General features: G+C 70.4%; 20 protein-coding genes and 1 pseudogene. 14 read left to right on the top strand and 7 right to left on the bottom strand.

Going from position 1 to position 21,440, the window contains the following annotated elements; all coding sequences use genetic code 11:
- Positions 1 to 82 precede the first annotated feature (82 nt).
- The 3 genes from mshA to AB0C26_RS14635 all read left to right on the top strand — a co-directional run bounded on the left by mshA (position 83) and on the right by AB0C26_RS14635 (position 2,688).
- Entirely contained in the window at positions 83 to 1,351 is a 1,269-nt protein-coding gene (mshA, locus tag AB0C26_RS14645; RefSeq protein ID WP_360246883.1) for a D-inositol-3-phosphate glycosyltransferase, read from the top strand.
- Positions 1,345 to 1,833: a YbjN domain-containing protein gene (locus tag AB0C26_RS14640; RefSeq protein ID WP_360246881.1), complete on the top strand. Its 489-nt coding sequence runs from the start codon at positions 1,345 to 1,347 to the stop codon at positions 1,831 to 1,833. The genes mshA and AB0C26_RS14640 overlap by 7 nt, the downstream gene beginning before the upstream one ends.
- Before the next feature lie 81 nt (positions 1,834 to 1,914).
- Positions 1,915 to 2,688, top strand: a complete 774-nt coding sequence (locus AB0C26_RS14635; RefSeq protein WP_360246879.1) for a hypothetical protein — start codon at positions 1,915 to 1,917, stop codon at positions 2,686 to 2,688.
- A gap of 1,243 nt (positions 2,689 to 3,931) precedes the next feature.
- On the opposite strand, the gene AB0C26_RS14630 is transcribed toward AB0C26_RS14635, so the two are convergent.
- The gene (locus AB0C26_RS14630) at positions 3,932 to 5,167 is read right to left on the bottom strand and encodes an MFS transporter (protein ID WP_360246877.1); all 1,236 of its coding nucleotides are present in this window, start codon (positions 5,165 to 5,167) and stop codon (positions 3,932 to 3,934) included.
- A 77-nt stretch (positions 5,168 to 5,244) separates the two neighbouring features.
- Entirely contained in the window at positions 5,245 to 6,738 is a 1,494-nt protein-coding gene (locus tag AB0C26_RS14625) for an MFS transporter (RefSeq protein WP_360246875.1), read from the bottom strand.
- A 143-nt stretch (positions 6,739 to 6,881) separates the two neighbouring features.
- Between AB0C26_RS14625 and AB0C26_RS14620 the strand changes: the two genes are divergently transcribed.
- Entirely contained in the window at positions 6,882 to 7,628 is a 747-nt protein-coding gene (locus tag AB0C26_RS14620; protein ID WP_360246873.1) for a phosphoglyceromutase, read from the top strand.
- A 65-nt stretch (positions 7,629 to 7,693) separates the two neighbouring features.
- Here the strand turns inward: AB0C26_RS14620 and phoU are convergent, their stop codons facing one another.
- On the bottom strand, positions 7,694 to 8,347 hold the full coding sequence (phoU, locus tag AB0C26_RS14615; RefSeq protein WP_360246871.1) for a phosphate signaling complex protein PhoU: 654 nt from the start codon (positions 8,345 to 8,347) through the stop codon (positions 7,694 to 7,696).
- Positions 8,348 to 8,570: 223 nt separating this feature from the next.
- Between phoU and AB0C26_RS14610 the strand changes: the two genes are divergently transcribed.
- Together AB0C26_RS14610 and AB0C26_RS14605 are read left to right on the top strand one after the other, a co-directional pair.
- On the top strand, positions 8,571 to 9,836 hold the full coding sequence (locus AB0C26_RS14610; RefSeq protein ID WP_360248235.1) for an ATP-binding protein: 1,266 nt from the start codon (positions 8,571 to 8,573) through the stop codon (positions 9,834 to 9,836).
- A gap of 31 nt (positions 9,837 to 9,867) precedes the next feature.
- On the top strand, positions 9,868 to 10,551 hold the full coding sequence (locus AB0C26_RS14605) for a response regulator transcription factor (RefSeq protein WP_097317745.1): 684 nt from the start codon (positions 9,868 to 9,870) through the stop codon (positions 10,549 to 10,551).
- Here the strand turns inward: AB0C26_RS14605 and AB0C26_RS14600 are convergent.
- A complete protein-coding gene (locus tag AB0C26_RS14600) occupies positions 10,548 to 11,414 on the bottom strand; it encodes a hypothetical protein (RefSeq protein WP_360246869.1) in 867 nt (288 codons plus the stop codon). The genes AB0C26_RS14605 and AB0C26_RS14600 overlap by 4 nt on opposite strands.
- Positions 11,415 to 11,525: 111 nt before the next feature.
- Here AB0C26_RS14600 and AB0C26_RS14595 point away from each other — a divergent pair, with 111 nt between their 5' ends.
- Positions 11,526 to 12,347, top strand: a complete 822-nt coding sequence (locus tag AB0C26_RS14595) for a sugar phosphate isomerase/epimerase (RefSeq protein ID WP_360246867.1) — start codon at positions 11,526 to 11,528, stop codon at positions 12,345 to 12,347.
- Positions 12,348 to 12,588: 241 nt separating this feature from the next.
- Here AB0C26_RS14595 and AB0C26_RS14590 read toward each other — a convergent pair whose 3' ends face one another.
- Positions 12,589 to 13,149 (bottom strand): CGNR zinc finger domain-containing protein, encoded by a 561-nt coding sequence (locus AB0C26_RS14590; protein WP_360246865.1) that lies wholly within the window; start codon positions 13,147 to 13,149, stop codon positions 12,589 to 12,591.
- Between the two features lie 89 nt (positions 13,150 to 13,238).
- Here AB0C26_RS14590 and AB0C26_RS14585 point away from each other — a divergent pair, with 89 nt between their 5' ends.
- The 5 genes from AB0C26_RS14585 (at position 13,239) to AB0C26_RS14565 (ending at position 16,943) form a co-directional block, all read left to right on the top strand.
- Entirely contained in the window at positions 13,239 to 14,117 is an 879-nt protein-coding gene (locus AB0C26_RS14585; RefSeq protein ID WP_360246863.1) for a proline dehydrogenase family protein, read from the top strand.
- 212 nt (positions 14,118 to 14,329) lie between these two features.
- Positions 14,330 to 14,542 (top strand): helix-turn-helix domain-containing protein, encoded by a 213-nt coding sequence (locus AB0C26_RS14580; RefSeq protein WP_097317749.1) that lies wholly within the window; start codon positions 14,330 to 14,332, stop codon positions 14,540 to 14,542.
- A 149-nt stretch (positions 14,543 to 14,691) separates the two neighbouring features.
- Complete coding sequence (locus AB0C26_RS14575; protein ID WP_007465623.1) at positions 14,692 to 14,793, top strand: 30S ribosomal protein bS22; 102 nt, start codon at positions 14,692 to 14,694, stop codon at positions 14,791 to 14,793.
- A gap of 81 nt (positions 14,794 to 14,874) precedes the next feature.
- Complete coding sequence (locus AB0C26_RS14570) at positions 14,875 to 15,945, top strand: NAD-dependent epimerase/dehydratase family protein (RefSeq protein WP_360246861.1); 1,071 nt, start codon at positions 14,875 to 14,877, stop codon at positions 15,943 to 15,945.
- Positions 15,942 to 16,943 carry a lysophospholipid acyltransferase family protein gene (locus tag AB0C26_RS14565; protein WP_360246859.1) on the top strand — a complete coding sequence of 334 codons (1,002 nt, stop codon included), beginning with the start codon at positions 15,942 to 15,944 and terminating at the stop codon, positions 16,941 to 16,943. The genes AB0C26_RS14570 and AB0C26_RS14565 overlap by 4 nt, the downstream gene beginning before the upstream one ends.
- A 422-nt stretch (positions 16,944 to 17,365) precedes the next feature.
- Here the strand turns inward: AB0C26_RS14565 and AB0C26_RS14560 are convergent.
- Both AB0C26_RS14560 and AB0C26_RS14555 read right to left on the bottom strand, forming a co-directional pair.
- A pseudogene (locus tag AB0C26_RS14560) lies at positions 17,366 to 18,211 on the bottom strand (DUF5667 domain-containing protein); the annotation flags it as partial.
- Between the two features lie 169 nt (positions 18,212 to 18,380).
- Positions 18,381 to 19,250 carry an ECF subfamily RNA polymerase sigma factor, BldN family gene (locus AB0C26_RS14555; protein WP_360248233.1) on the bottom strand — a complete coding sequence of 290 codons (870 nt, stop codon included), beginning with the start codon at positions 19,248 to 19,250 and terminating at the stop codon, positions 18,381 to 18,383.
- Positions 19,251 to 19,743: 493 nt separating this feature from the next.
- Here AB0C26_RS14555 and AB0C26_RS14550 point away from each other — a divergent pair, with 493 nt between their 5' ends.
- Entirely contained in the window at positions 19,744 to 21,192 is a 1,449-nt protein-coding gene (locus AB0C26_RS14550) for an AMP-binding protein (protein ID WP_360246857.1), read from the top strand.
- Positions 21,189 to 21,437: a glutaredoxin family protein gene (locus AB0C26_RS14545; protein WP_360246855.1), complete on the top strand. Its 249-nt coding sequence runs from the start codon at positions 21,189 to 21,191 to the stop codon at positions 21,435 to 21,437. The genes AB0C26_RS14550 and AB0C26_RS14545 overlap by 4 nt, the downstream gene beginning before the upstream one ends.
- Positions 21,438 to 21,440: the final 3 nt, after the last annotated feature.

Genomic DNA, 21,440 nt, shown 5'->3' with positions numbered 1-21,440 from the left:
AGTGGTTCGGCCCATCGGGACGGGGAAGATTAATGATTGCGCACTAGTCCCCACGCATTTGCCGGACAATGGAGGATAAATCGTGGCAGAATGGCCGACCCCCCGGCGCATTGCCACCCTCTCCGTGCACACGTCCCCCCTCGAACAGCCGGGCACCGGCGACGCGGGCGGCATGAACGTGTACATCGTCGAGGTCGCCAAGCGGCTCGCCCAGCGCGGCGTCGAGGTGGAGATCTTCACCCGGGCCACCCGCGGTGACCTGCCGCCCTGCGTCGAGATGTCGCCCGGCGTGCTGGTCCGGCATGTCACCGCCGGCCCGTACGAAGGCCTGGACAAGGAAGAGCTGCCCGCCCAGCTCTGCGCCTTCGCCAACGGCGTGCTGCGGGCCGAGGCGGCCCAGCCGCCGGGCCACTACGACCTCATCCACTCTCACTACTGGCTCTCCGGCCAGGTCGGCTGGCTCGCCCGCGAACGCTGGGGCGTGCCCCACGTGCACACCGCGCACACCCTGGCCAAGGTGAAGAACAGGCTGATCGCGCTCGGCGACCGGCCCGAGCCGCGCGCCCGCGTGATCGGCGAGGAACAGGTGATCGCCGAGTCGGACCGGCTGGTCGCCAACACCCGCTTCGAGGCCCGCGACCTGGTCGCCTACTACGACGCCGACCCGGCCCGCACGACGGTGGTCCAGCCCGGCGTCGACCTCGAGCGCTTCCGGCCCGGCCCCGGTGACCGCGCCCGCTTCGGACTGCCGGCCGACGGCAAGGTCATCGCCTTCGTGGGGCGGATCCAGCCCCTCAAAGCGCCCGACGTGCTGATCGCGGCCCTGGCCGAGATGCGCACGAAAGACGTGACAGTGGTGATCTGCGGCGGCCCCAGCGGCAGCGGTCTCGACCGGCCGACCTCGCTGATCGAACTGGCGGCCTCCCTGGGCGTCAGCGACTCGGTGCGGTTCCTGCCCCCGCAGAACGGCGACGGGCTGGCCGCGCTCTACCGCAGTGCGGACGTGGTGGCCGTACCGTCGTACAACGAATCCTTCGGTCTGGTCGCCCTGGAGGCGCAGGCCTGCGGCACCCCGGTGGTCGCGGCCGCGGTCGGCGGCCTGGTGACGGCGGTCCGCGACGGCGTCAGCGGGGTACTGGTCGACGGGCACGACCCGGCGGCCTGGGGCCGCGTGCTGGACGACCTGCTGGCCGCTCCACGCCGCCGCGAACTCCTGTCGGCGGCGGCTGTCGCGCACGCGTCCGACTTCTCCTGGGACCGTACGGCGGAAGGCCTGCTCCGGGTCTACCGTGAGGCGGTGACCGAGCACCGCGAGCTGATCAGACAACGCCTGGAGGCCTACGCATGGTGACCGATCTGATCGAGAAGACGCTCTCGGAACGAGAGCTCGAATGGGAGAGCACCGGTCCCGGCTCCTATGTGGTCACCCTGCCCGGAAACCACAAACTGAAGACGGCCTGCAACCTGATCGTCGGCGAACACGCGCTGCGCGTCGAGGCGTTCGTCATGCGCCGCCCCGACGAACGGCACGAGGAACTGTGGGCGTGGATGCTGCGCCGAAACGCCCGGATGTACGGGGTGGCCTTCTCCATCGACGCCGCCGGCGACGTCTACCTCACCGGCCGGGTCTCGCTGAAAGGCCTGGACGAGGACGAACTGGACCGGCTGCTCGGCTCGGTACTGACCTATTCGGACGAATCGTTCGACACCATGCTCGAGATCGGCTTCGGCTCGTCGATCCGCCGTGAATGGGAGTGGCGGGTGAAGCGCGGCGAATCAGTTGCCAATCTGCAGGCGTTCAAACACCTCGCCCCATCGGAGGACGGTTCCTGACGCAGGTGTGTCGGCGTCAAATGTCCGGGTACTGACTGGAGTGATCGGACAACGCCGATGGATTGAGTGAGGTGAAGCGGCGTGGCTGCCACGAAGACCGCCAAGAGCCGAAACGAGACTCCGAACACCCCCGACGTGAGCGAAAGCAAGATCGCCCGGATGAAGGCCGCCGACCTGCGCCGCGAGCTGAAGAACCGTGGCGTCAAGAACACCGACGACCTGAAGAAGCCGGAACTCGTCAAGAAGATGGTCAAGGCCGCTCGTCGCGACGCCGCCGGCAAGAACCCGACCAGTCGCAACGACACCCCGAACACCCCGGACGTCAACGAGAGCGAGATCGCCCGGCTCAAGGTGCCCGAGCTGCGGGCCCGCCTGTCCGCGCGCGGCGTCAAGGGCACCGGCGATCTGAAGAAGCCCGAGCTGGTGGCGAAGCTCGTCAAGACGTTGACCAAGGGCAAGCCCACTACTTCCGGTGGCGCATCCGCTTCCGGCGGCAAGCGCACCGGTAAGAAGGCCTCGAAGTCCCTCCAGTACAGCCAGGAGATCAAGTCGACCAGTGAGAAGCCCGAACGCCTGGGCCGTTCCCTGGTCACCACCGACCACGAGGTGATCCGCCAGTGGGCGAAGGCGCGCAAGGCCGTGCCCGCGACGATCGCCGGCACCCAGCACGACGGCCACCTCGGCGTACTGCGATTCGACTTCCCCGGATACGACGAAAGTGACCGCCTGGTCGAGGTCAGCTGGTCGGAGTGGTTCGAGGCGTTCGACAAGCGCCGGCTGAACTTCATCTACCAGCAGCGGCTGACGAGCGGCAAGAGGAGCAACTTCTTCCAGCTCGAGAACCCGGACGAGTGACCATCTCGGGCCGGTCAGCAGGACTTATGTGTGATTGGTCATCCGCCGATCGGCCAAAAGTCGGTGACTGTGACGGTCCAGACAGATGGCAGACAGCCAAGTGGCTTGTAAGGCTTGACCGCCCCAACTAGCGTAATCAATGGACGCCGGACCGTTAGTTCGGGGAACTGGTTGACCGGAGACGGTCACCGCGGCCGGCGTTTGGGGACGGGTGGCATATGCCGTTGGGGGACGGCGCGACCCGAGACCGGCGGTTAGTGCGGGCGACGCCTATGGGGATGGGCGTCGTCCGCCGCCGCCGGTGCAACAGCTCTCGACGGGGCCTGACTTGGCGGCCGCTCCTTTCTGCCTTCACTTGCGACTTCGGCCGTACGCCGTGAGCGCCGCCCTCGAACCGACCGGCCACCGCACGGGTTGATCCGCCCATTCACGCCGCCCGTGCCTACCTGCGCTTCGGCTCCGCCGGTGTCGATCTACGCTCCCGCTCCGCGCGGGTTGGTCTGTGCTTCCGCTCCGCGCGGGTTTATCTGTGCTTCCGAGCTGCTGGTATTGATCTGTGCTTCCGCTCCGCGCCGGTTGGTCTGTGCTTCCGCTTTGCGCGGGTAGGGGGCGCCTGTGGGAGGCGCGGCTGAGATGCCTCGATAGGACGTGAGCCGGCGCGTGAGTTGGGCTGCCTGGAGTGGGCGTGAGCCGGTGCGTGCGGCGGATCGGGCCGTTCAAGTTCCGCGGCGCCTACAACGCCATCGCCCTGGCTGCCGACCTTACCGCCGCCGCCCTGCGCGCCGCCCTCTACGCGCTGGGCTGCCCGGACCGGGCCGTGAGCCGGTGCGTGCGGCGGATCGGGCCGTTCAAGTTCCGCGGCGCCTACAACGCCATCGCCCTGGCCGCCGACCTTACCGCCGCCGCCCTGCGCGCCGCCCTCTACGCGTTGGCTGCTTGGACTGGGCGTGAGTCGGCGCGTGCGTTGGCTGCCTGGACTGGGCGTGAGTCGGCGGGTGCGTGGGCTGCCTGGGCTAGGGCGAGGCGGCGCGTGCGTTGGGCTGCCTGGGCTAGGGACGAGGCGGCGCGTGCGTTGGGCTGCCTGCGGTGATGCGCGGGTCGAGGAACCTGTCGGATGCGCGGGTGGGCGAGGGTGGGCTAGGCGCCAGTCGGCGTGTGCGTTGGGGTTTCTGTGGTGATGCGCGGGCTGGGCTGCTTGCGGCGGGCGGTGACTTCTCTCCGGCTTCGTGGCTGGCGGGGTCGGTCAGGAGGTGGTCACTGTCTGGGCGGTCTCGGAGCGTAGGGCGGCCACGCGGCGTTCGCGGGCCGGGCCGGCCAGCAGGTGCAGGGCCGCGGCGGCGGCGCCCAGGGCGCCGACTATCAGCCAGTGGGCGTCGCCCAGGTACTGCAGGCCCGCGCCGCCCAAGGCTGGGGCCAGGAAAGAGGCTGCCGGGAAAGCCAGGAAGAAGACCGACTGGTAGCGGCCTCGCAGGTCGAGGGGGGCCAGCTCTGAGTTGATCTCGGCGTTGGGTGGGGCGGCCAGCATGCCGCCGATCGTCCAGATCACGGCGGCGATCAGGTAGAGCCACAGGTGGTCGGCCAGGGCCAGGACCGCGAAGCCGATGCCGTTGATCAGCAGGGCGACGGCGAGCACCCGGTGTTTGTGGTGGCCGTCGATGAGGCGCGGCACGAAGAGCTGGCCGATCACGATCAAGGCCGCGCCCAGTGCCACGACCAGGCCGTAGGCCGACGGGCTCAGGCGGTCGTCCTGCATCGCCAGCGGCACGATCGTGCTGGCCTGCGTGTAGATCAGCGCCTGCAGCACCGTCAGCCCCACGAAGACCAGGAAGATCCGGTCGGTCAGCACCACTCCCAGGCCCCTCGGCCGGGGGTGAGAAGGACGCGACGGCGAGCGGCGGCGGGGAAGGGTTTCGGGGATCTTCCAGGCGATCAGGAGGGCCGTGGCCAGGGTGGAGGCGGCGTCGATCAGGAAGAGGCCGACGTAGCTCCAGGTGGCCAGGACGCCGGCGATCAGGGAGGCGAAGGCCATGCCGAGGTTGAAGGCCCAGAACTGGAGGTTGAAAGCGCGGGAGCGGCGGTCGGCGGGGACCACGTCGATGATGGCGGCTACGAAGGCGGGCTGGGGCATCGACTGGAACACGCCCAGGAGCAGGCAGAGAGTGGCGATCACAGCCAGGTTCGGGGTGAGGGCCAGGCCGACCAGGGTGGCTGCCACGACGAAGTGGGACAGCAGCAGGGTGCGGCGGCGGCCCCAGCGGTCGGTGAGAACCCCGCCGGTCAGGGTGCCGAGGATGCCGCCGATGCCGTACGTGCCGACGATGAGACCGGCCTGTGCGGTGCCGGCGCCGCGCTGGGCGGTGAGGTAGAGCGAGAGGAACAGGACCGCGAAGCCGCCGACCCGGTTGATCAGGATGCCGGTCCAGAGATACCAGTAGGTCGCCGGGAGTCCGCCCGCCGTGTCCCGAAGCCAGCCGCGCACCGCGCCCCCGTTAGGAAACCTTGTTAACAGTCCATGCGGAGGCTAGCGCGCGGAACGCGGTCTGTCTTCTCGGTTTCCTATCGGGACGAGGGTTCTTTGATGATCTCGGGCGGAATGTCCGCCACGGGCTCGGCCTCAGCCGGCGGCGTAGCACCGAGCGCCACCGTGGCAGCCGCCGCGGCCAAGTCGGCAGCGGAGGAGGGCGGCGTCGCGGCGGAGTCGGTGGAGGCGCCAGCGGAGGTGGAGGCGGCAGCGGCGGAGGCGGTGGAGGTGGCCGAGGAGATGGCGGCGGCGGAGGTGGGGGCGGAGGCGGCAGAGGGCGGCGGCGTTGCGGCGGACAGGGCGGCGGCGGGCTCGGAAGGGGGAAGCTCGGCCATCGCGGCGATGCGACGGCGGCGGCTGGGGGCGGCCAGCAGGTGGCCGGCCGCGACCAGGGCGCACACCGCGAAGCAGCCCAGCCACAGGGCCGCGTCGCCGAGGTGTTCCTGGGTGAAGCCGCCCAGGATCGGGGCCAGGGCGGTGCCGGCCGACCAGGACAGCGAGCTCAGCCCCTGGTAGCGACCCCGCAGCGACGCCGGGGACAGGCCCGCCACCGTCGCCGCGTTCGACGGGGACTGGAGCATCTCGCCCAGCGTCCAGATCACCACGGTCAGCGCGAAGAACCACGCCGCGTTCGCGAAGGCGGTCAGCCCGAAACCCACGCCGATGATCAGTGAGGCCACGGCCAGGACCCGCGCGTTGTCGTGGCCGCCGATCAGCTTGGGGATGAAGAGCTGGCCCAGCACGATCAGCACGCCGTTCACCGCGATGACCGCGCCGTACGTCGCCGCCGACAGGCCGTCCGCGGTCATCGCGATCGGCAGCGTCGACATGTGCTGCATCATCACGACGACGCCGCCCAGCGAGATCAGCAGGTAGCCGACGAAGATCCGGTCCCGCAGGGCCGTGCCGAGGCCGCCGGAGCGGGCCTGCCGCCGTACTCCCAAGCGGGTTGGCCTGGTCTCCTTCACGAAGATCAGGAAGATGGTGGCGGTGATCAGGGTGCTGGCCGCGTCGACGACGAACAGCAGCAGGTAGTCGGCCTTGGCGGCCAGGCCGGCGCCGACCGACGACAGCGCGAAGCCCAGGTTGATCGCCCAATAATTGAGTGAGTACGCCCGTACGCGATCCTTTTCGGGCACGACGTCGACCATCATCGCCGAGAAGGCGGGGCGCACCGCCTCGCTGAAGAAGCCGAGCAGGAACGTCGTGGCCAGGATCTGCCCGTACTCGTGGGCGAAGCCGAGCGCGAGCATCAGCGCCGCCGCGCCGAACTGGGCGACTAGCATCGTCGGCCGGCGTCCCCAGCGGTCGGCCAGCACCCCGCCGGCCGTGGTGCCGAGGGCGCCGCCGACCCCGTACAGGCCGATGACCAGGCCGGCCTGGCTCTGTGAGAAGCCGCGCTCACCGGTCAGATAGATCGCCAGGAAGATCACGACGAACGAGCCGAGGCGGTTGATCAGCGTGCCGGTCCAGAGGAGCCAGAACTGCCGTGGGAGACCACCGATGGCCTGGCTGAACCAGCGCTGCACGCCGCACCCCGTTCCTAGTGGTAAGCAGTGATCAAGGCTTATTCCCTTACAACCTAGGTGTACGCGCAACTCCGTTTCCACGTGGTGGTCGCCACTAGTGGGTCCGCGCCCGCGGCAAATGCGCCTGCGGCAGGATGGATCCCATGACAGGGACTTTGGTGCTGCTGCGACACGGCAACAGCGAGTGGAACGCCAAGAACCTCTTCACCGGCTGGGTCGACGTCGACCTCGACGCCAAGGGTGAGGACGAGGCCCGCCGCGGCGGCGAGCTGCTCAAGGCGCAGGGCGTGCTGCCGGACGTGGTGCACACCAGCGTCCTGCGCCGCGCCATCCGGACCAGCGAGATCGCTCTGCACATCGCCGACCGCCACTGGATCCCGGTGAAGCGCTCGTGGCGCCTGAACGAGCGCCACTACGGCGCTCTGCAGGGCAAGGACAAGAAGCAGACGCTTGAGGCGTACGGCGAGGAGCAGTTCATGCTGTGGCGCCGGTCCTACGACGTACCGCCGCCGCCGATCGAGGCCGACTCGGAGTTCGCCCAGTTCGACGACCCGCGGTACGCGCTGCTGCCGCCGGAGGTCCTGCCCAAGGCCGAGTGCCTCAAGGACGTGCTGGTCCGCGCGCTGCCCTACTGGTACGACGAGATCGTCCCGGACCTGCGGGCCGGCAAGACCGTGCTGGTCGCCGCGCACGGCAACTCGCTGCGGGCCATCGTGAAGCACCTCGACGGCATCTCCGACGAGGCGATCGCCAAGCTGAACATCCCGACCGGCATCCCGCTGCGGTACGACCTGGACGACAACCTGCGCCCGGTCACCGCCGGCGGCACGTACCTCGACCCCGACGCAGCCAAGGAAGCGGCGGCCGCGGTCGCCAACCAGGGCCGCTAGAAACGGCGAAGGGCCGGGACACCCCCGTGGTGTCCCGGCCCTGCCCCGACCTGGCGAGCGCGTGCTCAGCCCTGGTCGGCCACCTTGTCTCCGGTGATCAGGTAGACCAGCTGCGCGCCGACGTTCACGGCGTGGTCGGCGTAGCGCTCGTAGAAGCGGCCCAGCAGGGCGCCGTCGATAGCGGTCTCGGCACCGTACGGCCAGTCGTCGGCCAGCATGATGCGGAACAGCTCGCGCTCCTGGTCGTCGATCTTGTCGTCGGCCTGCTCGAGGGCCGCCGCCAACTCGGCGTCGGGGTTGGCCAGCAGCTTGGTGATCTCCCCGGCCATCTCGTCGGCCACCTCGGCCATCCTCTTGAAGACCGGGCGCAGCTCGGCCGGTACCGCCGGCGACGGGTGACGGCGCATGGCGGTCTTGGCCACGTGCTCGGCGAGGTCGCCCATCCGCTCGATGTCGGCCGAGATGTGCAGGGCGGTGATGACCATCCGCAGGTCGGAGGCGACCGGCGCCTGGCGGGCGATGGTGTCGGCCACCTTCGTCTCGACCTGGCTGTAGATCGCGTCGATCTCGAGGTCGCGCTCGATGACCGACTCGGCGGCCTTGAGGTCGGCGGTGAGCAGCGCGGTGGTCGCGTTCCGCAGCGCGGTGCGCACCCCTTCTGCCATGGTCACCAGCAGGCGGGTGACCTCGTTGAGGTCGGCCTGGAACTCCTCGCGCATGTTGTCTCGTCCCCAGGGGCTCGCGGTCGCCCCGAAACAGGGCGCGACCTTGGTTGATGTACAGGCTAGGGGTGCCCAGCAGCGGACACGTGAACGGCAATGAACGACGCTGGGCGCGGTGGTGAACATTATTCGACACGCGCCCGGTTTGTCCGGATCCCCCTAGGGCCCAGGTAAACAATGACCCTACGATCGCAGCGTGGACCTGGTGTACGGCACTCTTCTGACCCTCGTCGCGCTGGCTGTCGGCGTGGCTGCGGGGATCGTCATCGCCCGTGCCCGTAGGTCGCCCGGGTCGGATGCCACCTCCCGGAAAGATGAGGGAGGACGCGCCATCGACCAGGAAAACGAGCACACCGGCAAGCACGGCATGAAGGGGCTCGGTCGCAAGAGCCTCGACTCGCTGCGCGTCGGCGTGGTGGTCCTCGACGCCGAGGATCATCCGGTGCTGGTCAACCCGGCCGCCCGGGCCATGGGCCTGCTTCGCTCCGGCGGCGCCCCGGGCACCATCGCGGCCCACCCCATCCTGCGCACTCTGGCCGGGCAGGTGCGGCGGACCGGCGTACGGCGGGAAGTCGAACTTGATCTTCCGCATGGCCGTGCCGGGGCCGCTCAGGCGCCGCTCGGTCTGCACCTGCGGGCGGTGGCGCTGAACTCGACGCACGTGGCGGTCGAGGCGGCCGATGTCACCGAGTCGCACCGGCTGGCCCGGGTCCGCCGTGACTTCGTGGCCAACGTGAGTCATGAGCTCAAGACCCCGATCGGCGCGCTCCAGCTGCTGGCCGAGGCGCTGCTGGACGCGACCGAGGTGCCGGCGGCCGAGGCCGTCGACAACGAGGAACCCAACGAGGACCTGCTGGCGGCCCGCCGGTTCGCCGAGCGGATCCACCACGAGTCGGCGCGCATGGGCCGCCTGGTGAACGAACTGCTCGAGCTCACCCGGCTCCAGGGCGCCGAGCCGTTGCCCACCCCCGAGCCGGTCGCCGTCGACTGGGTGATCGCCGAGGTCATCGACCGCACCCGCACCACCGCCTCGGCCAAGAACATCGAGGTCGTCTACTCCGGTCCCAAGGGCGCTACCGTTTACGGCAGTGACAGTCAGGTGGCGACCGCGGTGACCAACCTCGTGGAGAACGCGATCGCGTACTCCGGAGATGACACGAAGGTCGAACTCACGCTCCGTCACGACGACGACTGGGTGGAGATCGACGTCGCCGACCAGGGCATCGGCATCGCGCCGCACGACGTCGACCGGATCTTCGAGCGGTTCTACCGCGCCGATCAGGCCAGGTCGCGCTCGACCGGCGGCACCGGTCTCGGCCTGGCCATCGTCAAGCACATCGCCACCAACCACGGCGGCCGGGTCGACGTGACCAGCAGCCTCGGCGACGGCTCGACGTTCACCCTGCGCCTACCGGCGCGTCCCCCGGAAGCCCCCTTGCCGTTACCGACGGCAATTGAGATCGAATCCGGTGCTGGCGGGCGTTGAGCCCGTGAGCCGGAAGATGGAAGGAACCACATTGGCCCGCGTGCTCGTGGTCGAGGATGAGGAGTCGTTCTCCGACGCCCTGTCGTACATGCTGCGCAAGGAGGGCTTCGAGGTCTCGGTCGCCCCGACCGGAACCTCCGCCCTGACGCAGTTCGACCGGACCGGTGCCGACATCGTGCTGCTCGACCTCATGCTTCCGGAGATGTCCGGCACCGAGGTCTGCCGCCAGCTGCGTCAGCGCTCGGCCGTCCCGATCATCATGGTCACCGCCCGGGACAGCGAGATCGACAAGGTCGTCGGCCTGGAGATCGGCGCCGATGACTACGTGACCAAGCCGTACTCGCCGCGCGAGCTGGTCGCCCGGATCCGCGCCGTGCTGCGCCGGCAGGGCACCGAGGCGGCCGAGGTCTCCACCCCGACGCTGGCCGCCGGCCCGGTCCGGATGGACGTCGAGCGGCACGTGGTCACCGTCGACGGCAGCGGCGTGCAGCTGCCGCTGAAGGAGTTCGAGCTGCTCGAGCTGCTGCTGCGCAACGCCGGCCGGGTGCTGACCCGAGGTCAGCTGATCGACCGGGTCTGGGGCGCCGACTACGTCGGTGACACCAAGACCCTCGACGTCCACGTGAAGCGGCTGCGCTCCAAGGTGGAGCCCGAGCCGTCGGCCCCGCGCTACATCGTCACGGTGCGCGGCCTCGGCTACAAGTTCGAGCCTTAAACCGACTCGGGGGGCGCGGCGGGCTCACGTCCGCCGCGCTTTTTCGGTGCCCCCGCTTTCACCGTGGCCGGATGCACCGCGGTCAGGCCCTTGGCCAGGCGGTCGGCGCAGAGCTCGGCCAGCTTGTCGTAGGCGGCCTGGCCGACCAGGGCGATCAGCTCCGGCGCGTACGACAGGTACATCGGCTCGGTGCCGACGTGGGCGTCCGGCGACGACGTGCACCACCAGTCGAGGTCGTGACCACCCGGGCCCCAGCCGCGCCGGTCGAACTCGGTGAGCGTCGACTGGAGCACCTTCGTACCGTCCGGGCGGTTGATCCAGTCCTGTTCCCGGCGCACCGGAAGCTGCCAGCAGACGTCCGGCTTGTAGGTCAGCGGGTGTACGCCGTCCCGCAGCGCCTGCGCGTGCAGGGCGCAGCCGCCACCACCGGCGAAGTCGGAATCGTTCAGGAAGACGCACGGGCCGTTCTCGGACTGGATCGCCGTGCGGCGAGCCGGCTTGGCCCCGTCGATGGTGTCCAGCTCGGTGTAGTTCTTGAAGCCGCGCCGGTAGTGCTGCCAGTTCTCGGGAGTGAGCTTGGCCGCGGCCGCCTTCACCCGGTTCTCATCGTCGGCGTCGGTGAAGAACGCGCCGTGCGAGCAGCAGCCGTCCTGGGCCCGCCCGGCCACGATGCCGTGGCAGGCCGAGCCGAACACGCACGTCCATCGCGACAGCAACCAGGTCAGATCGGCTCGGACCAGGTGCTTGTCGTCGTCGGGGTCGAGGAACTCGATCCACTCACGAGGAAAATCGAGGTCGACCTCGGCAGCACGGGCGGCTGCCGCAGCGTCGAGGACGATGCGGATCTGTTGACGGCGGCTCACCAGGCTCAGCCTACGCGCGCAGGGGACCGGCACCATGTCACCGCCCGGTATGGTCGCATATACCCGGTAGAGGAGACGGCGTACGCGACAAACGGGTCTACGCTTGATGACGTGAGTTCCCGCGTCCCCGTGCTTCTGTCCAGCTCGTCGGTCTTCCCCGAGCCGACCGCGGCCGCGTTCGAGCTGGCCGCCACGACCGGCTACGACGGTCTCGAGGTCATGGTCTGGACCGACCGCGTCAGCCAGGACGCCGGCGCGCTGAAGGGTCTGGCCGATCACTACAACGTTCCGGTGCTGTCGGTGCACGCGCCCTGCCTGCTGGTCACCCAGCGGGTGTGGAGCACCGACCCCTGGGAAAGGCTGAGCCGCGCCGCCCAGCTCGCCGAGACGCTGGGCGCCCCCACCGTGGTGGTGCACCCGCCGTTCAGCTGGCAGCGCGACTACGCCAAGAACTTCTCGGCCGGCCTGGCCAAGATCCAGGCCCGGCACCCCGACCTCGACTTCGCCATCGAGAACATGTTCCCGGTGAAGATGGCCGGCCGCTGGTTCGTGCCGTACACGCCCGGCTGGGACCCGACCGAGACCGGCTTCGACGCCTACACGCTCGACCTGTCGCACTGCGCCGCGTCCCGCGTCAACTCGCTGGCCATGGCCGACAAGATGGGCGCCAACCTCAAGCACGTGCACCTGGGTGACGGCACCGGCGAGGGCCGCGACGAGCACCTGGTGCCCGGCCGCGGCAACCAGCCCTGCGCCGAGCTTCTGCGCTCCCTGTCGGCCCGCGGCTTCACCGGCTCGGTCGCCCTGGAGGTCTCCACCCGCAAGGCGGCCAGCCGCGCGGCCCGCGAGGCCGACCTGCGCGAGTCCCTGGAGTTCGCCCGCCGTCACCTGAAGCCGGCAGAGTCACCCACACCCGCCATCACCCGGGGCTGACCACCACGGCAATCGCCGCCGGTGAGATGGCAGTCGATTTCCCGGCGGCCGCGGGGTTTGCGGACGTTGGGAAATTGCCTGCCATCTCACCGGTTACAAGGCGATTGCCCGCGGAGCGAAGCGGAGCCAGCTGCAGAGTGATTGCCCGCGGAGCGAAGCGGAGCCAGCTGCAGAGTGATTGCCCGCGGAGCGAAGCGGAGCCAGCTGCAGAGTGATTGCCCGCAGAGCGAAGCGGAGCCAGCTACAGAGCGACGGCCTCGCGGAGCGAAGCGGAGCCGGCCAGCTCGGCCCTCTTTCGGGCGCGGTGGGCGGCCACGTGGGAGCGGGTGGCGCAGCGCTCGGAGCAGAAGCGGCGGCAGTTGTTCGACGACGTGTCGAGGTAGACGTTGCCGCAGCGCTCGTCGGCGCAGATGCCGAAGCGGGCGCTGCCGTACTCGCAGAGCCAGACCGACAGTCCCCAGGCGGCGCCGGCCAGGTACTCGGAGCTGACCGACGAACCGCGGCTGGTTACGTGCATGTGCCAGTCGGCGGCGTCGTGCCCGGAAATGCGCGGCTGCACGGGAAACACCTCGAGCAGCGAGTTCAGCTCGGTGACGGCCTCGGCGTCGCGGCCGCTCGTGCCGTACTCGAAGACGTCGCGCAGGCGCCGCTGAGCGCGGCGGAAGACGGCGACGTCCTTTTCCGCGACCTCCTCGCGCATCCAGCCCTGCTCGTCGGTGAACAGGGCCCGTAGCGCGGCGAGATCACTCACCTCGGCGTTGACGAGGTCAACGGCGGTTCGGGCGTACGCATCGAAGTCCACCCGACAAAGGTAGCCGCACCGGGCTCCGGCGAACATGGCCCGCGCGCCACTCCCGCGATCGGGGGTGGGCCGGACGATACGCTCGGGGCATGCTCCGCTCCCTGTTCCTGGCCGCCGCCGGCTCGGACCGCCTCGGGCGTCTCGCGGCCGCCGTTCCCGTCAGCAAGAAGGTCGCCGGCCGTTTCGTGGCCGGCGACGGGGCCGGCGACGCGGTGCGCACCGGCCGCGCCCTGGCCGACGACGGGCTCTACGTGACCTTCGACCATCTGGCTGAGGAAACGCGCAGCGCGGAGCAGGCGGTCGCCGTCCGCGACGAGTACCGCGCGCTGCTCGCGGCCGCGAAGTCGGCCGGCCTGACCCCGGCCGCCGAGGTCAGCCTCAAGCTGTCGGCGCTGGGCCTGCGCCTCGACGAGCGGCTGGCCTACGAGCACGCCCAGGCGGTCTGTGCGGCCGCGGCCGAGGCCGGCACGACGGTGACCCTGGACGCCGAGGACCACACCACCACCGACGCCGTCCTGGAGATCCTGGCCGAGCTGCGCAAGGACCACCCGGGCACGGGCGCGGTGCTTCAGGCCTATCTGAGGCGCACCGAGGGCGACTGCCGCGAGCTGGCCACGGCCGGTTCGCGGGTGCGGCTCTGCAAGGGCGCGTACGCGGAGCCGGAGTCGGTGGCGTTCCAGTCCGCTCTGGACATCGACAAGTCGTTCGTGCGCTGCCTGAACATTCTGATGTCGGGTGACGGCTACCCGATGGTGGCGACGCACGACCCCCGTCTGATCGCGATCGCCGAGGACCGCGCCCGCTGGTTCGACCGTCTGCCGGAGGAGTACGAGTTCCAGCTTCTGTACGGGGTGCGCCCGCAGGAGCAGGCCCGGCTGGCCGCCGGCGGCAACGTCGTGCGGGTCTACCTGCCGTACGGAACCCACTGGTACGGCTACGTCGTGCGCCGGCTCGCCGACCGACGGTAGACACCGTGTCCGTCCCCAAAAGCAACAATTGGGGCAGAAACGGTGCACAACCGGCGTGTTGGCCTTGACTTTTTCCGGCCTTTTTCACGGAACGCATCGCGTTGGTCACAGCCGTATCGATACCGTTCTGATGACACGCACGTTCTCCGCCGCGTCGCAAACGCTCACTTTCTCGCGCGGCCCGTGCCTGCGAAAGGATCGGTGCGTACGAGATGACGGGTCCAGCCCAGACCGAGGAACGGCTCTCGGAGGTGCGGTTCCTGACCGTCGCCGAGGTGGCCTCTCTGATGAGGGTCTCCAAGATGACGGTCTATCGGTTGGTGCACGGCGGTGACCTCACCGCCGTCCGGGTCGGCCGGTCCTTCCGGGTGCCCGAGCACGCCGTGCACGAGTACTTGCGCGGCGCTTTCTCGCAAACGGCCTAGGGCCGTTTTGGCCCGGCGCTGGCCGGGCTTGTACGCTGGTGCGGTTGGCTCCGGACTGCTCGCGCGCCTGGGCCCCCGTTCAGCTCGGATGCGGGACGTGCCACCGCGCACGCGCCGGTCCGATCCACCAGTTTCGAGAGGCATGTCGTATGGGCTCCGTGGTCAAGAAGCGCCGCAAGCGTATGGCGAAGAAGAAGCACCGCAAGCTGCTGCGCAAGACCCGCGTCCAGCGTCGCCGTTTGGGCAAGTGATGGTTGGCTGGGAGTGATTCCCAGCCGCACCGTCTCTTGCCGCACGTATCGCACCCGTACGCATCGGAAGGTGCGCCCGACGTGACCTCTCCGCCCAGCGTCGTCGTGGTCACCGGAGTCAGCCGATACCTCGGCGCCCGGGTGGCCGCTCGCCTCGCCGCAGATCCCCGGGTCGACCGTGTCGTCGGCCTGGATCCGCATGACCCGCCGGCCGCCCTGCGCGACCTCATGGCGGACGTCGAGCTGATCCGGGCCGACGCCCGCGCGGCCTCGGGCGCCATCGCCGAGCTGGGTGCGGAGGCTCTCGTGCACCTGGCGGTCACCAGCGCGCCCGACTCGCAGCACGGCGGGCGGGCCGCCATGAAAGAGCAGAACGTCATCGGCACGATGCAGCTGCTCGCCGCCGCGCAGGGCGCGTCCCGCCTGCGCAAGCTTGTGGTGCGCTCGTCGACCGCCGCGTACGGCGCGTCGTTCCGTGACCCCGCGGTCTTCACCGAGGACACCGAGCCCCGGGCCGTGCCGCGGGGTTCCTTCGCGCGCGACATCCTCGACATCGAGGGGTACGTGCGCGGTTTCCGCCGCCGCCGGTCCGAGGTGGCGGCCACCGTGCTGCGCTTCGCGCCGTTCATCAGCTCGACCGCCGACACCACGCTCACCCGCTACTTCTCGCAGCCGGTGGTGCCGACTGTTCTCGGCCGCGACGCCCGGCTCCAGTTCGTGCACGTCGAGGACGCGCTGGAGATCCTGCACCGCTCGGTGATCGAGGACCACCCGGGCACGTTCAACGTGGCCGGCGCCGGCGTGCTCGCGTTGTCGCAGGCCGTCCGCCGGGCCGGGCGCATCTCGGTGCCGCTGCCCGAGGGCACGCTCTCCACCGTCGCCGGCCTGGCCCGCAACGTCGGGATCGGGCAGATCGGCCTGGACCAGATCGACCTCTTCGTGCACGGCCGGGTCGTGGACACCACGCGGCTGGTCCGCGAGTTCGGTTTCACCCCGCGAACCACGTCCGAGGCGTTCGACGACTTCGTCAAGGGCCACGCGGGCGGCTCGCTGACCGACGACCGGCTGGCCGTCGCCGAGCGGGCCATCCTCGACGGCATCCGGCGGGTGCGGGGCGCCGCCGAGACCACCGCCGCGGGGGAGCGGCTATGAGCCAGGACGAGTTCCGCGACATGCTGCCCGGCAACGCCGACTTCGTCCTGCCCGGGCCGGCCGAGCCCGTGCGGGTGAACGGCCGCCGGCCCATCCCCGAGGAGCCGCGGATGAACGGGCACGCCGAGCCTCCGCCGCCCGAGCCCGCGGCGACGTTGGACGTCTGGGACCAGCGGGTGGCCAACGGGCTCGCCTTCCTCCGGCGCCGGCTCGCCGGGACGTACGAGGTGGACGAGTTCGGCTTCGACCCCGAGCTCACCGACGCGGTCTTCCATCCGCTGCTGCGGGTGCTCTACCACGACTGGTTCCGCACCGAGGTCTTCGGCATCGAGAACATCCCCGACACCGGCGGCGGGCTGGTCGTCGGCAACCACTCGGGCACGCTCGCGCTGGACGCGCTGATGCTCTCGGTGGCGATCCGCGACCAGCATCCCCGCGAGCGCCACCTGCGGCTGCTCGGCGCCGACCTGGTCTTCCGCATGCCGGTGGTGAGCGAGCTGGCCCGCAAGTCGGGCGTGACGGTGGCCTGCAACCCGGATGCCGAGCGCCTGATGAGCACCGGTGAACTGGTCGGCGTCTTCCCCGAGGGCTTCAAGGGCATCGGTAAGCGCTTCGCCGACCGGTACAAGCTGCAGCGCTTCGGTCGCGGCGGGTTCGTCTCGGCGGCGCTGCGCACCGGCACCCCGATCGTGCCGGTGGCGATCGTCGGCGCCGAGGAGATCTACCCGATCCTGGCCGACATCAAGCCGCTGGCCCGGTTGCTCGGCGTCCCGTACTTCCCGGTCACGCCGACCTTCCCGTGGCTGGGCCCGCTCGGCCTGGTGCCGTTGCCGAGCAAGTGGATGATCCAGGTCTGCCCGCCGATTCCGACCGCGCACCTCACCGAGCTGGCCGACGATCCGATGGTCGTCTACAACCTGGCCGACCAGGTGCGCGAGACGATCCAGGCGACGCTTCTCGAGCTGCTGGAGAAACGGCCCGATCCGTTCGCCCGCTGAGGCCCCGGGTGGGCGGTTTCGCCCTATAATGACAGTGAGGGGCGGTCCGGTAATTCCCGGCAACCGCCCCTCGCCATGTCTTGGTCCCTCTAGTCGCCGAGGATCCCGTCCAGCAGGCCGCCCAGCGGGCCCTTCTCGCTGGGGTCGCCCGTGCCGGGGTCGATCAGCGGCGTCTCCGACGGCACCGGGCTGCCGCCGAGCGGCAGCTCCGGCGAGGTCGACGGAGCGACCTGACCGGTGACCCCGCTGTTGCTCTTGACCCGGCCCGTACCGGCCGTCGTCCCCGGGGTCGGATCGGTCACGCGCGGCGTGGCCTTGGCGCCCTTGCTCGGCTTGGCCGTCACCTTGCCGCTCGGCTCGGCGGACGGGCGCGACGAGGTTGCCGGCGGCACGTCCTCGTCATCGGCGCAGCCCTTGAGCTTCGGGCCGAGCGTGTCCGAGCCGTTCGGGGTCACCGGCGAGCACTTGAGACCGGCCCGCAGGTCGCTCGAGCGCTTGCTGACCGACTCCAGCAGCGTCAGCGAGCTCGTCGCCCGCTCCCGGTTGTCCGGGCCGAGTTGGTCGAGCTTGGGTACCAGCAGGCCGCGCTGCCGGTCGACGAAACCGTCGATGGTGGTCAGCGGCTTGGCGTCGCGGTTGGCGACGGCCGCCGTGGTGAGCTGCTTGACGCCCTTGCGGGTGTCGGCGTCCATGTCGTCCAGGACGCCGGCGAACCCGGTGTCGCCGCCCTTCATCGCGGCCGCCTCGGCGAGCCGGTTGCGGGCGAAGTCCAGGGACAGCTGACCCCGGCTGACGTCCGAGCCGGCCATGGCCAGCTGGGCGCGTTCGGTCGAGCGCTTGACCCCGTACAGGGCGTCGCCCGGTGATGCGTTTTCGCTTGCCGCGGAGATTCCGGAGACCGCCAGCGCGCCGGCGGCCACGCCGATCACGATCGCGCCGCGTGCCCGGATACGGCCGGCGTGACCCATGAAGCCGGCCCGGGCCGTCGACGCCTGCCTGGCGGCGGGCTCTTTCTCGACGGCGGTGGCGGTACGGCCGATGCCGTCCCGCTCGGCGGTGGCCACCAGCATGGAGCGCAGACCGGTGCGGAACTCGGAGTCCACCCGGACCCCGGGCCGTGCACCGGAAAGGCTGTTGCCGATGGCGACCAGCTCGGCGAGCTGCTCATCGGCCTGGCCGCGGCTGTGGTGCCGGCGGCCGCCGGTGTTCTCGTCGAGAAGCTCCGCGAAGCGCTCGGCGCTCCGCCGATCCAGAAAGTCGAAATTCACCGCGGGCACCTCCCCTCGCTCGTGAGTGTCTCGTCGGCGGCGTCGCCGACGGTCGCGACGAAATCGGGGGCCTCCAGGGCCGCCCGGGGTCGCACTCGGACAAACGCGCGACACGCGTCCCCGGTTACGGGGGCGAGCGCCCGGCATCGGGTAATGGAGGTGGCCCCCGTCACGCCTGGAACCCTTCCGGCAGGAGGCGGGCCAGCGCTCGTACGGCCCGGTATTGCAGGGCTTTGATGGCGCCCTCGTTCTTGCCCATGGTCTGCGCGGTCTCGGCCACCGAGAAGCCCTGCAGGAAGCGGAGCACGATGCACTCCTGCTGCTCCGGGTTGAGCTGCTTGACCGCGGTGAGCAGGGCGACGTTGGTTATGTGGTCGACCACCGCCGACTCCGGGCTGCCCTCGGGGCCGCGGTCCTCGCGGTCGGCGTCGAGCACGTCGCCGGTGGTGACCTCGAGCCGGTAGCGGCCCGACTTGAAGTGGTCGGCGACCAGGTTGCGGGCGATGGTGACGAGCCAGGCCCCCAGGTCGCGGCCCTGCCAGGTGAAGCTGCCGATGCGCTTGAGCGCGCGCAGGAAGGTGTCCGAGGTGAGGTCCTCGGCGAGTTGCCGGTTGCCGACCCGGAAGTAGACGAACCGGAAGACGGTGTCGACGTACCGGTCGTAGATCAGGCCGAACGCCTCGGCCTCGCCGGCCTGGGCGCGCTCCACCAGCGCCCAGACCTCGGCCGCGGCGTCGCCCGGGTCGGGGCGGGCCGGGTACTTCGGCTGCTGCGACGGCTCGGTCGGCGGGCTTGTGGTGCTCTGCGCCGGCACCACGACGGTCTGCTCGCCGGGGGCGGTCTCGGGCAGCTGGCTGCGCTGACCGGCCGTGGGCTGCGGCGGCGGCATGCCGGGCCGGCCCGGCACGGCCACGCGTCCGCCGCCGGCCATCGGCTTCGCGTTGCCGGTCGGGGGGATCCGGTGCCCGGGCGACTCGTTGACGTGTGGGCGGTTGCGGGTCCGCTTGGGGCCGTCGCCGCGGATCGTGTTGACGACCAGGCCGTCGAACGCGCCGACCGAGCGGCGGAGGACGGTCAAACCGTCGGCCAATGCGAGGCGGGCCGCGAACAGGTCGCGGTGGTACGGGTCCCCGGCGTAGACATGGCTCACTGCGCCTCCTTCACCCGGCGGGGCTGCTGCTTCGACTGCTGCTGATCCGTCCCGCCAGACGTGGATACGCAGCATGGGCGTGCATTTTGTGGCACAGCGGCCTCCTCGGGATGAGGGGTGATCACTCATAGCAAAAGGGGTGGGGTGGCCTAAAACATCAGACCGACCTCACCCAGGGCTGTGGAGTCCGTTACACAGACGCGAAGTATCACGGACACCGAACACACGGAGTCGCACACCGTGTGCGCTGCGCAAAAATAGTACGAAGTGGCGCAGACAAGACACAAGGAACGTCTGCCACCATGGCCGACACGGCTCGGCGCGCGACGGACAACCTGTGCGGCATCCACTTCCGTGGTGCTTTGTGCGAGACTTCTGCCTCGTGGACGAAGCAGCCCGCGACCCGGTCGCCCGGGCCGCCGCGAGCAGGCCCGACGGTCTTGCCCTGATCACCGACGACACCGCGTTGACCTGGTCGGACGTCCACGAACGGGTGGACGCGGCCGCGCGCTCCATCGCCGCCGCGACGGCGCCGGGCGACCGGGTCGCGATAGTGCTGGGCAACTCGATCGAGTTCGTGACGACGTATTACGGCGTGCTGCGGGCGGGGCGGGTGGCGGTGCCGCTCAATCCGGCCTACACGGCCGACGAGCGGGATTACGCGCTACGGGACTCGGGGGCCGCGCTCGTGATCGCGAGTGCCGGGGGCCCGCGCGAGCCGGTACGGACGGAGACCCCGCCCGACCTCGCCGTCCTCCTCTACACCTCGGGGACGAGCGGGCGGCCGAAGGGCGCGATGCTGACCCACGCCGCGCTGGCCGCCAACCACGATCAGCTGGACGCGATCGAGTCGGCGGTCGTCGGGCCGGACGACGTGGTGCTGCTCGCCGTGCCGCTGTTCCACGCGTACGGCCTGAACACCGGCCTGGGCTCGGTCGTGCACCACGCCGCGACCGGTGTGCTGGTCGACCGGTTCGACCCCGGGGCGTCGCTCGAGGTCATCGCCTCGCGGGCGGTGACGGTCGTGGTGGGCGTGCCCGGCATGTACGCGGCGTGGTCGCAGCAGCCCGGGGCCGGCATCGCGATGCGCTCCGTGCGGACGGCCGTCTGCGGCGCCGCCCCGCTGTCGCCGGACGACGGGGCCCGGTTCGCCGCCGCCACCGGTAAGAGCGTCCTGGTCGGCTACGGGCTGACCGAGACCGCCCCGGTGCTCACCACCACGGCCGTCAGCGACCGCGGCAAGCCCGGTTCGATCGGCCGGCCCCTGCCCGGCGTCTCCCTGCTGCTGCGCTCGGCGGCCGGCCAGGTGCTGTGGCGTGACGGCACGCCGTCGCCCGACGAGGACCTGGCCGAGCTCGACCTGTCCGTCGAGGACTCGGCCGGCACCGACCCCGGCGAGATCGTCGTCCGCGGGGCCAACCTCTTCTCCGGATACTGGCCGGACGGGCGCGGCGGCCCCGGCCCCGACGGCTGGTGGGCGACCGGCGACGTGGCCTACGCGGACGCCGACGGCGACCTCCACCTGGTCGACCGCGTCGACGATCTGATCCTGGTGCGGGGCTTCAACGTCTATCCGGCCGAGATCGAGCGGGTGCTCGACACCCATCCCGGCGTGATCGAGGCGGCAGTGGTCGGCGTGCCCGATCCGGAGACCGGGGAGCGGCCCCACGCGTACGTGGTGACCGCTCTCGATCCGCCGCCGACCCCGGCCGAGCTGCAGGTCTTCTGTGCCGGGCAGCTCGCCCGGTTCAAGGTGCCGTCGATCGAGCTGGTGCGTGAGCTTCCCCACTCGGCGACCGGCAAGGTACGCAAGAGGGAGTTGTCATCGTGAGCCGCGTGACCCTGATCAGCCGGAACGGCTGCCACCTGTGCGAGGTCGCCGAGACCACGCTCGACCGGATCATCCCTGGTCAGTGGAGCCGGGTCGACGTCGAGTCGTCGATCGAGCTGGAACGCGAGTACGGCGACCGGGTCCCGGTGGTGCTGCTCGACGGGGCCGAGCACGGCTACTGGAAGGTCGAGGAGGCCCGGTTGCTGCGGGATTTGGCCAGGCCGGCGGGTCAGCCGCGCCTGTAGGTT

The organism is Actinoplanes sp. NPDC048796, assembly GCF_040650035.1.
GTDB lineage: Bacteria > Actinomycetota > Actinomycetes > Mycobacteriales > Micromonosporaceae > Actinoplanes.
Note: the sequence above shows the minus strand (reverse complement) of the source record. Positions and strands in the feature narration are given on the sequence as shown.

Bases quoted from the DNA above. Each gene is read 5' to 3' on its own strand.
- AB0C26_RS14640 (WP_360246881.1), top strand. From the start codon at position 1,345: ATGGTGACCGATCTGATCGAGAAGACGCTCTCGGAACGAGAGCTCGAA.
- AB0C26_RS14585 (WP_360246863.1), top strand. From the start codon at position 13,239: ATGCTCCGCTCCCTGTTCCTGGCCGCCGCCGGCTCGGACCGCCTCGGG.
- AB0C26_RS14575 (WP_007465623.1), top strand. From the start codon at position 14,692: ATGGGCTCCGTGGTCAAGAAGCGCCGCAAGCGTATGGCGAAGAAGAAG.
- phoU (WP_360246871.1), bottom strand. From the start codon at position 8,347: ATGCGCGAGGAGTTCCAGGCCGACCTCAACGAGGTCACCCGCCTGCTG.
- AB0C26_RS14565 (WP_360246859.1), top strand. From the start codon at position 15,942: ATGAGCCAGGACGAGTTCCGCGACATGCTGCCCGGCAACGCCGACTTC.
- AB0C26_RS14620 (WP_360246873.1), top strand. From the start codon at position 6,882: ATGACAGGGACTTTGGTGCTGCTGCGACACGGCAACAGCGAGTGGAAC.
- AB0C26_RS14580 (WP_097317749.1), top strand. From the start codon at position 14,330: ATGACGGGTCCAGCCCAGACCGAGGAACGGCTCTCGGAGGTGCGGTTC.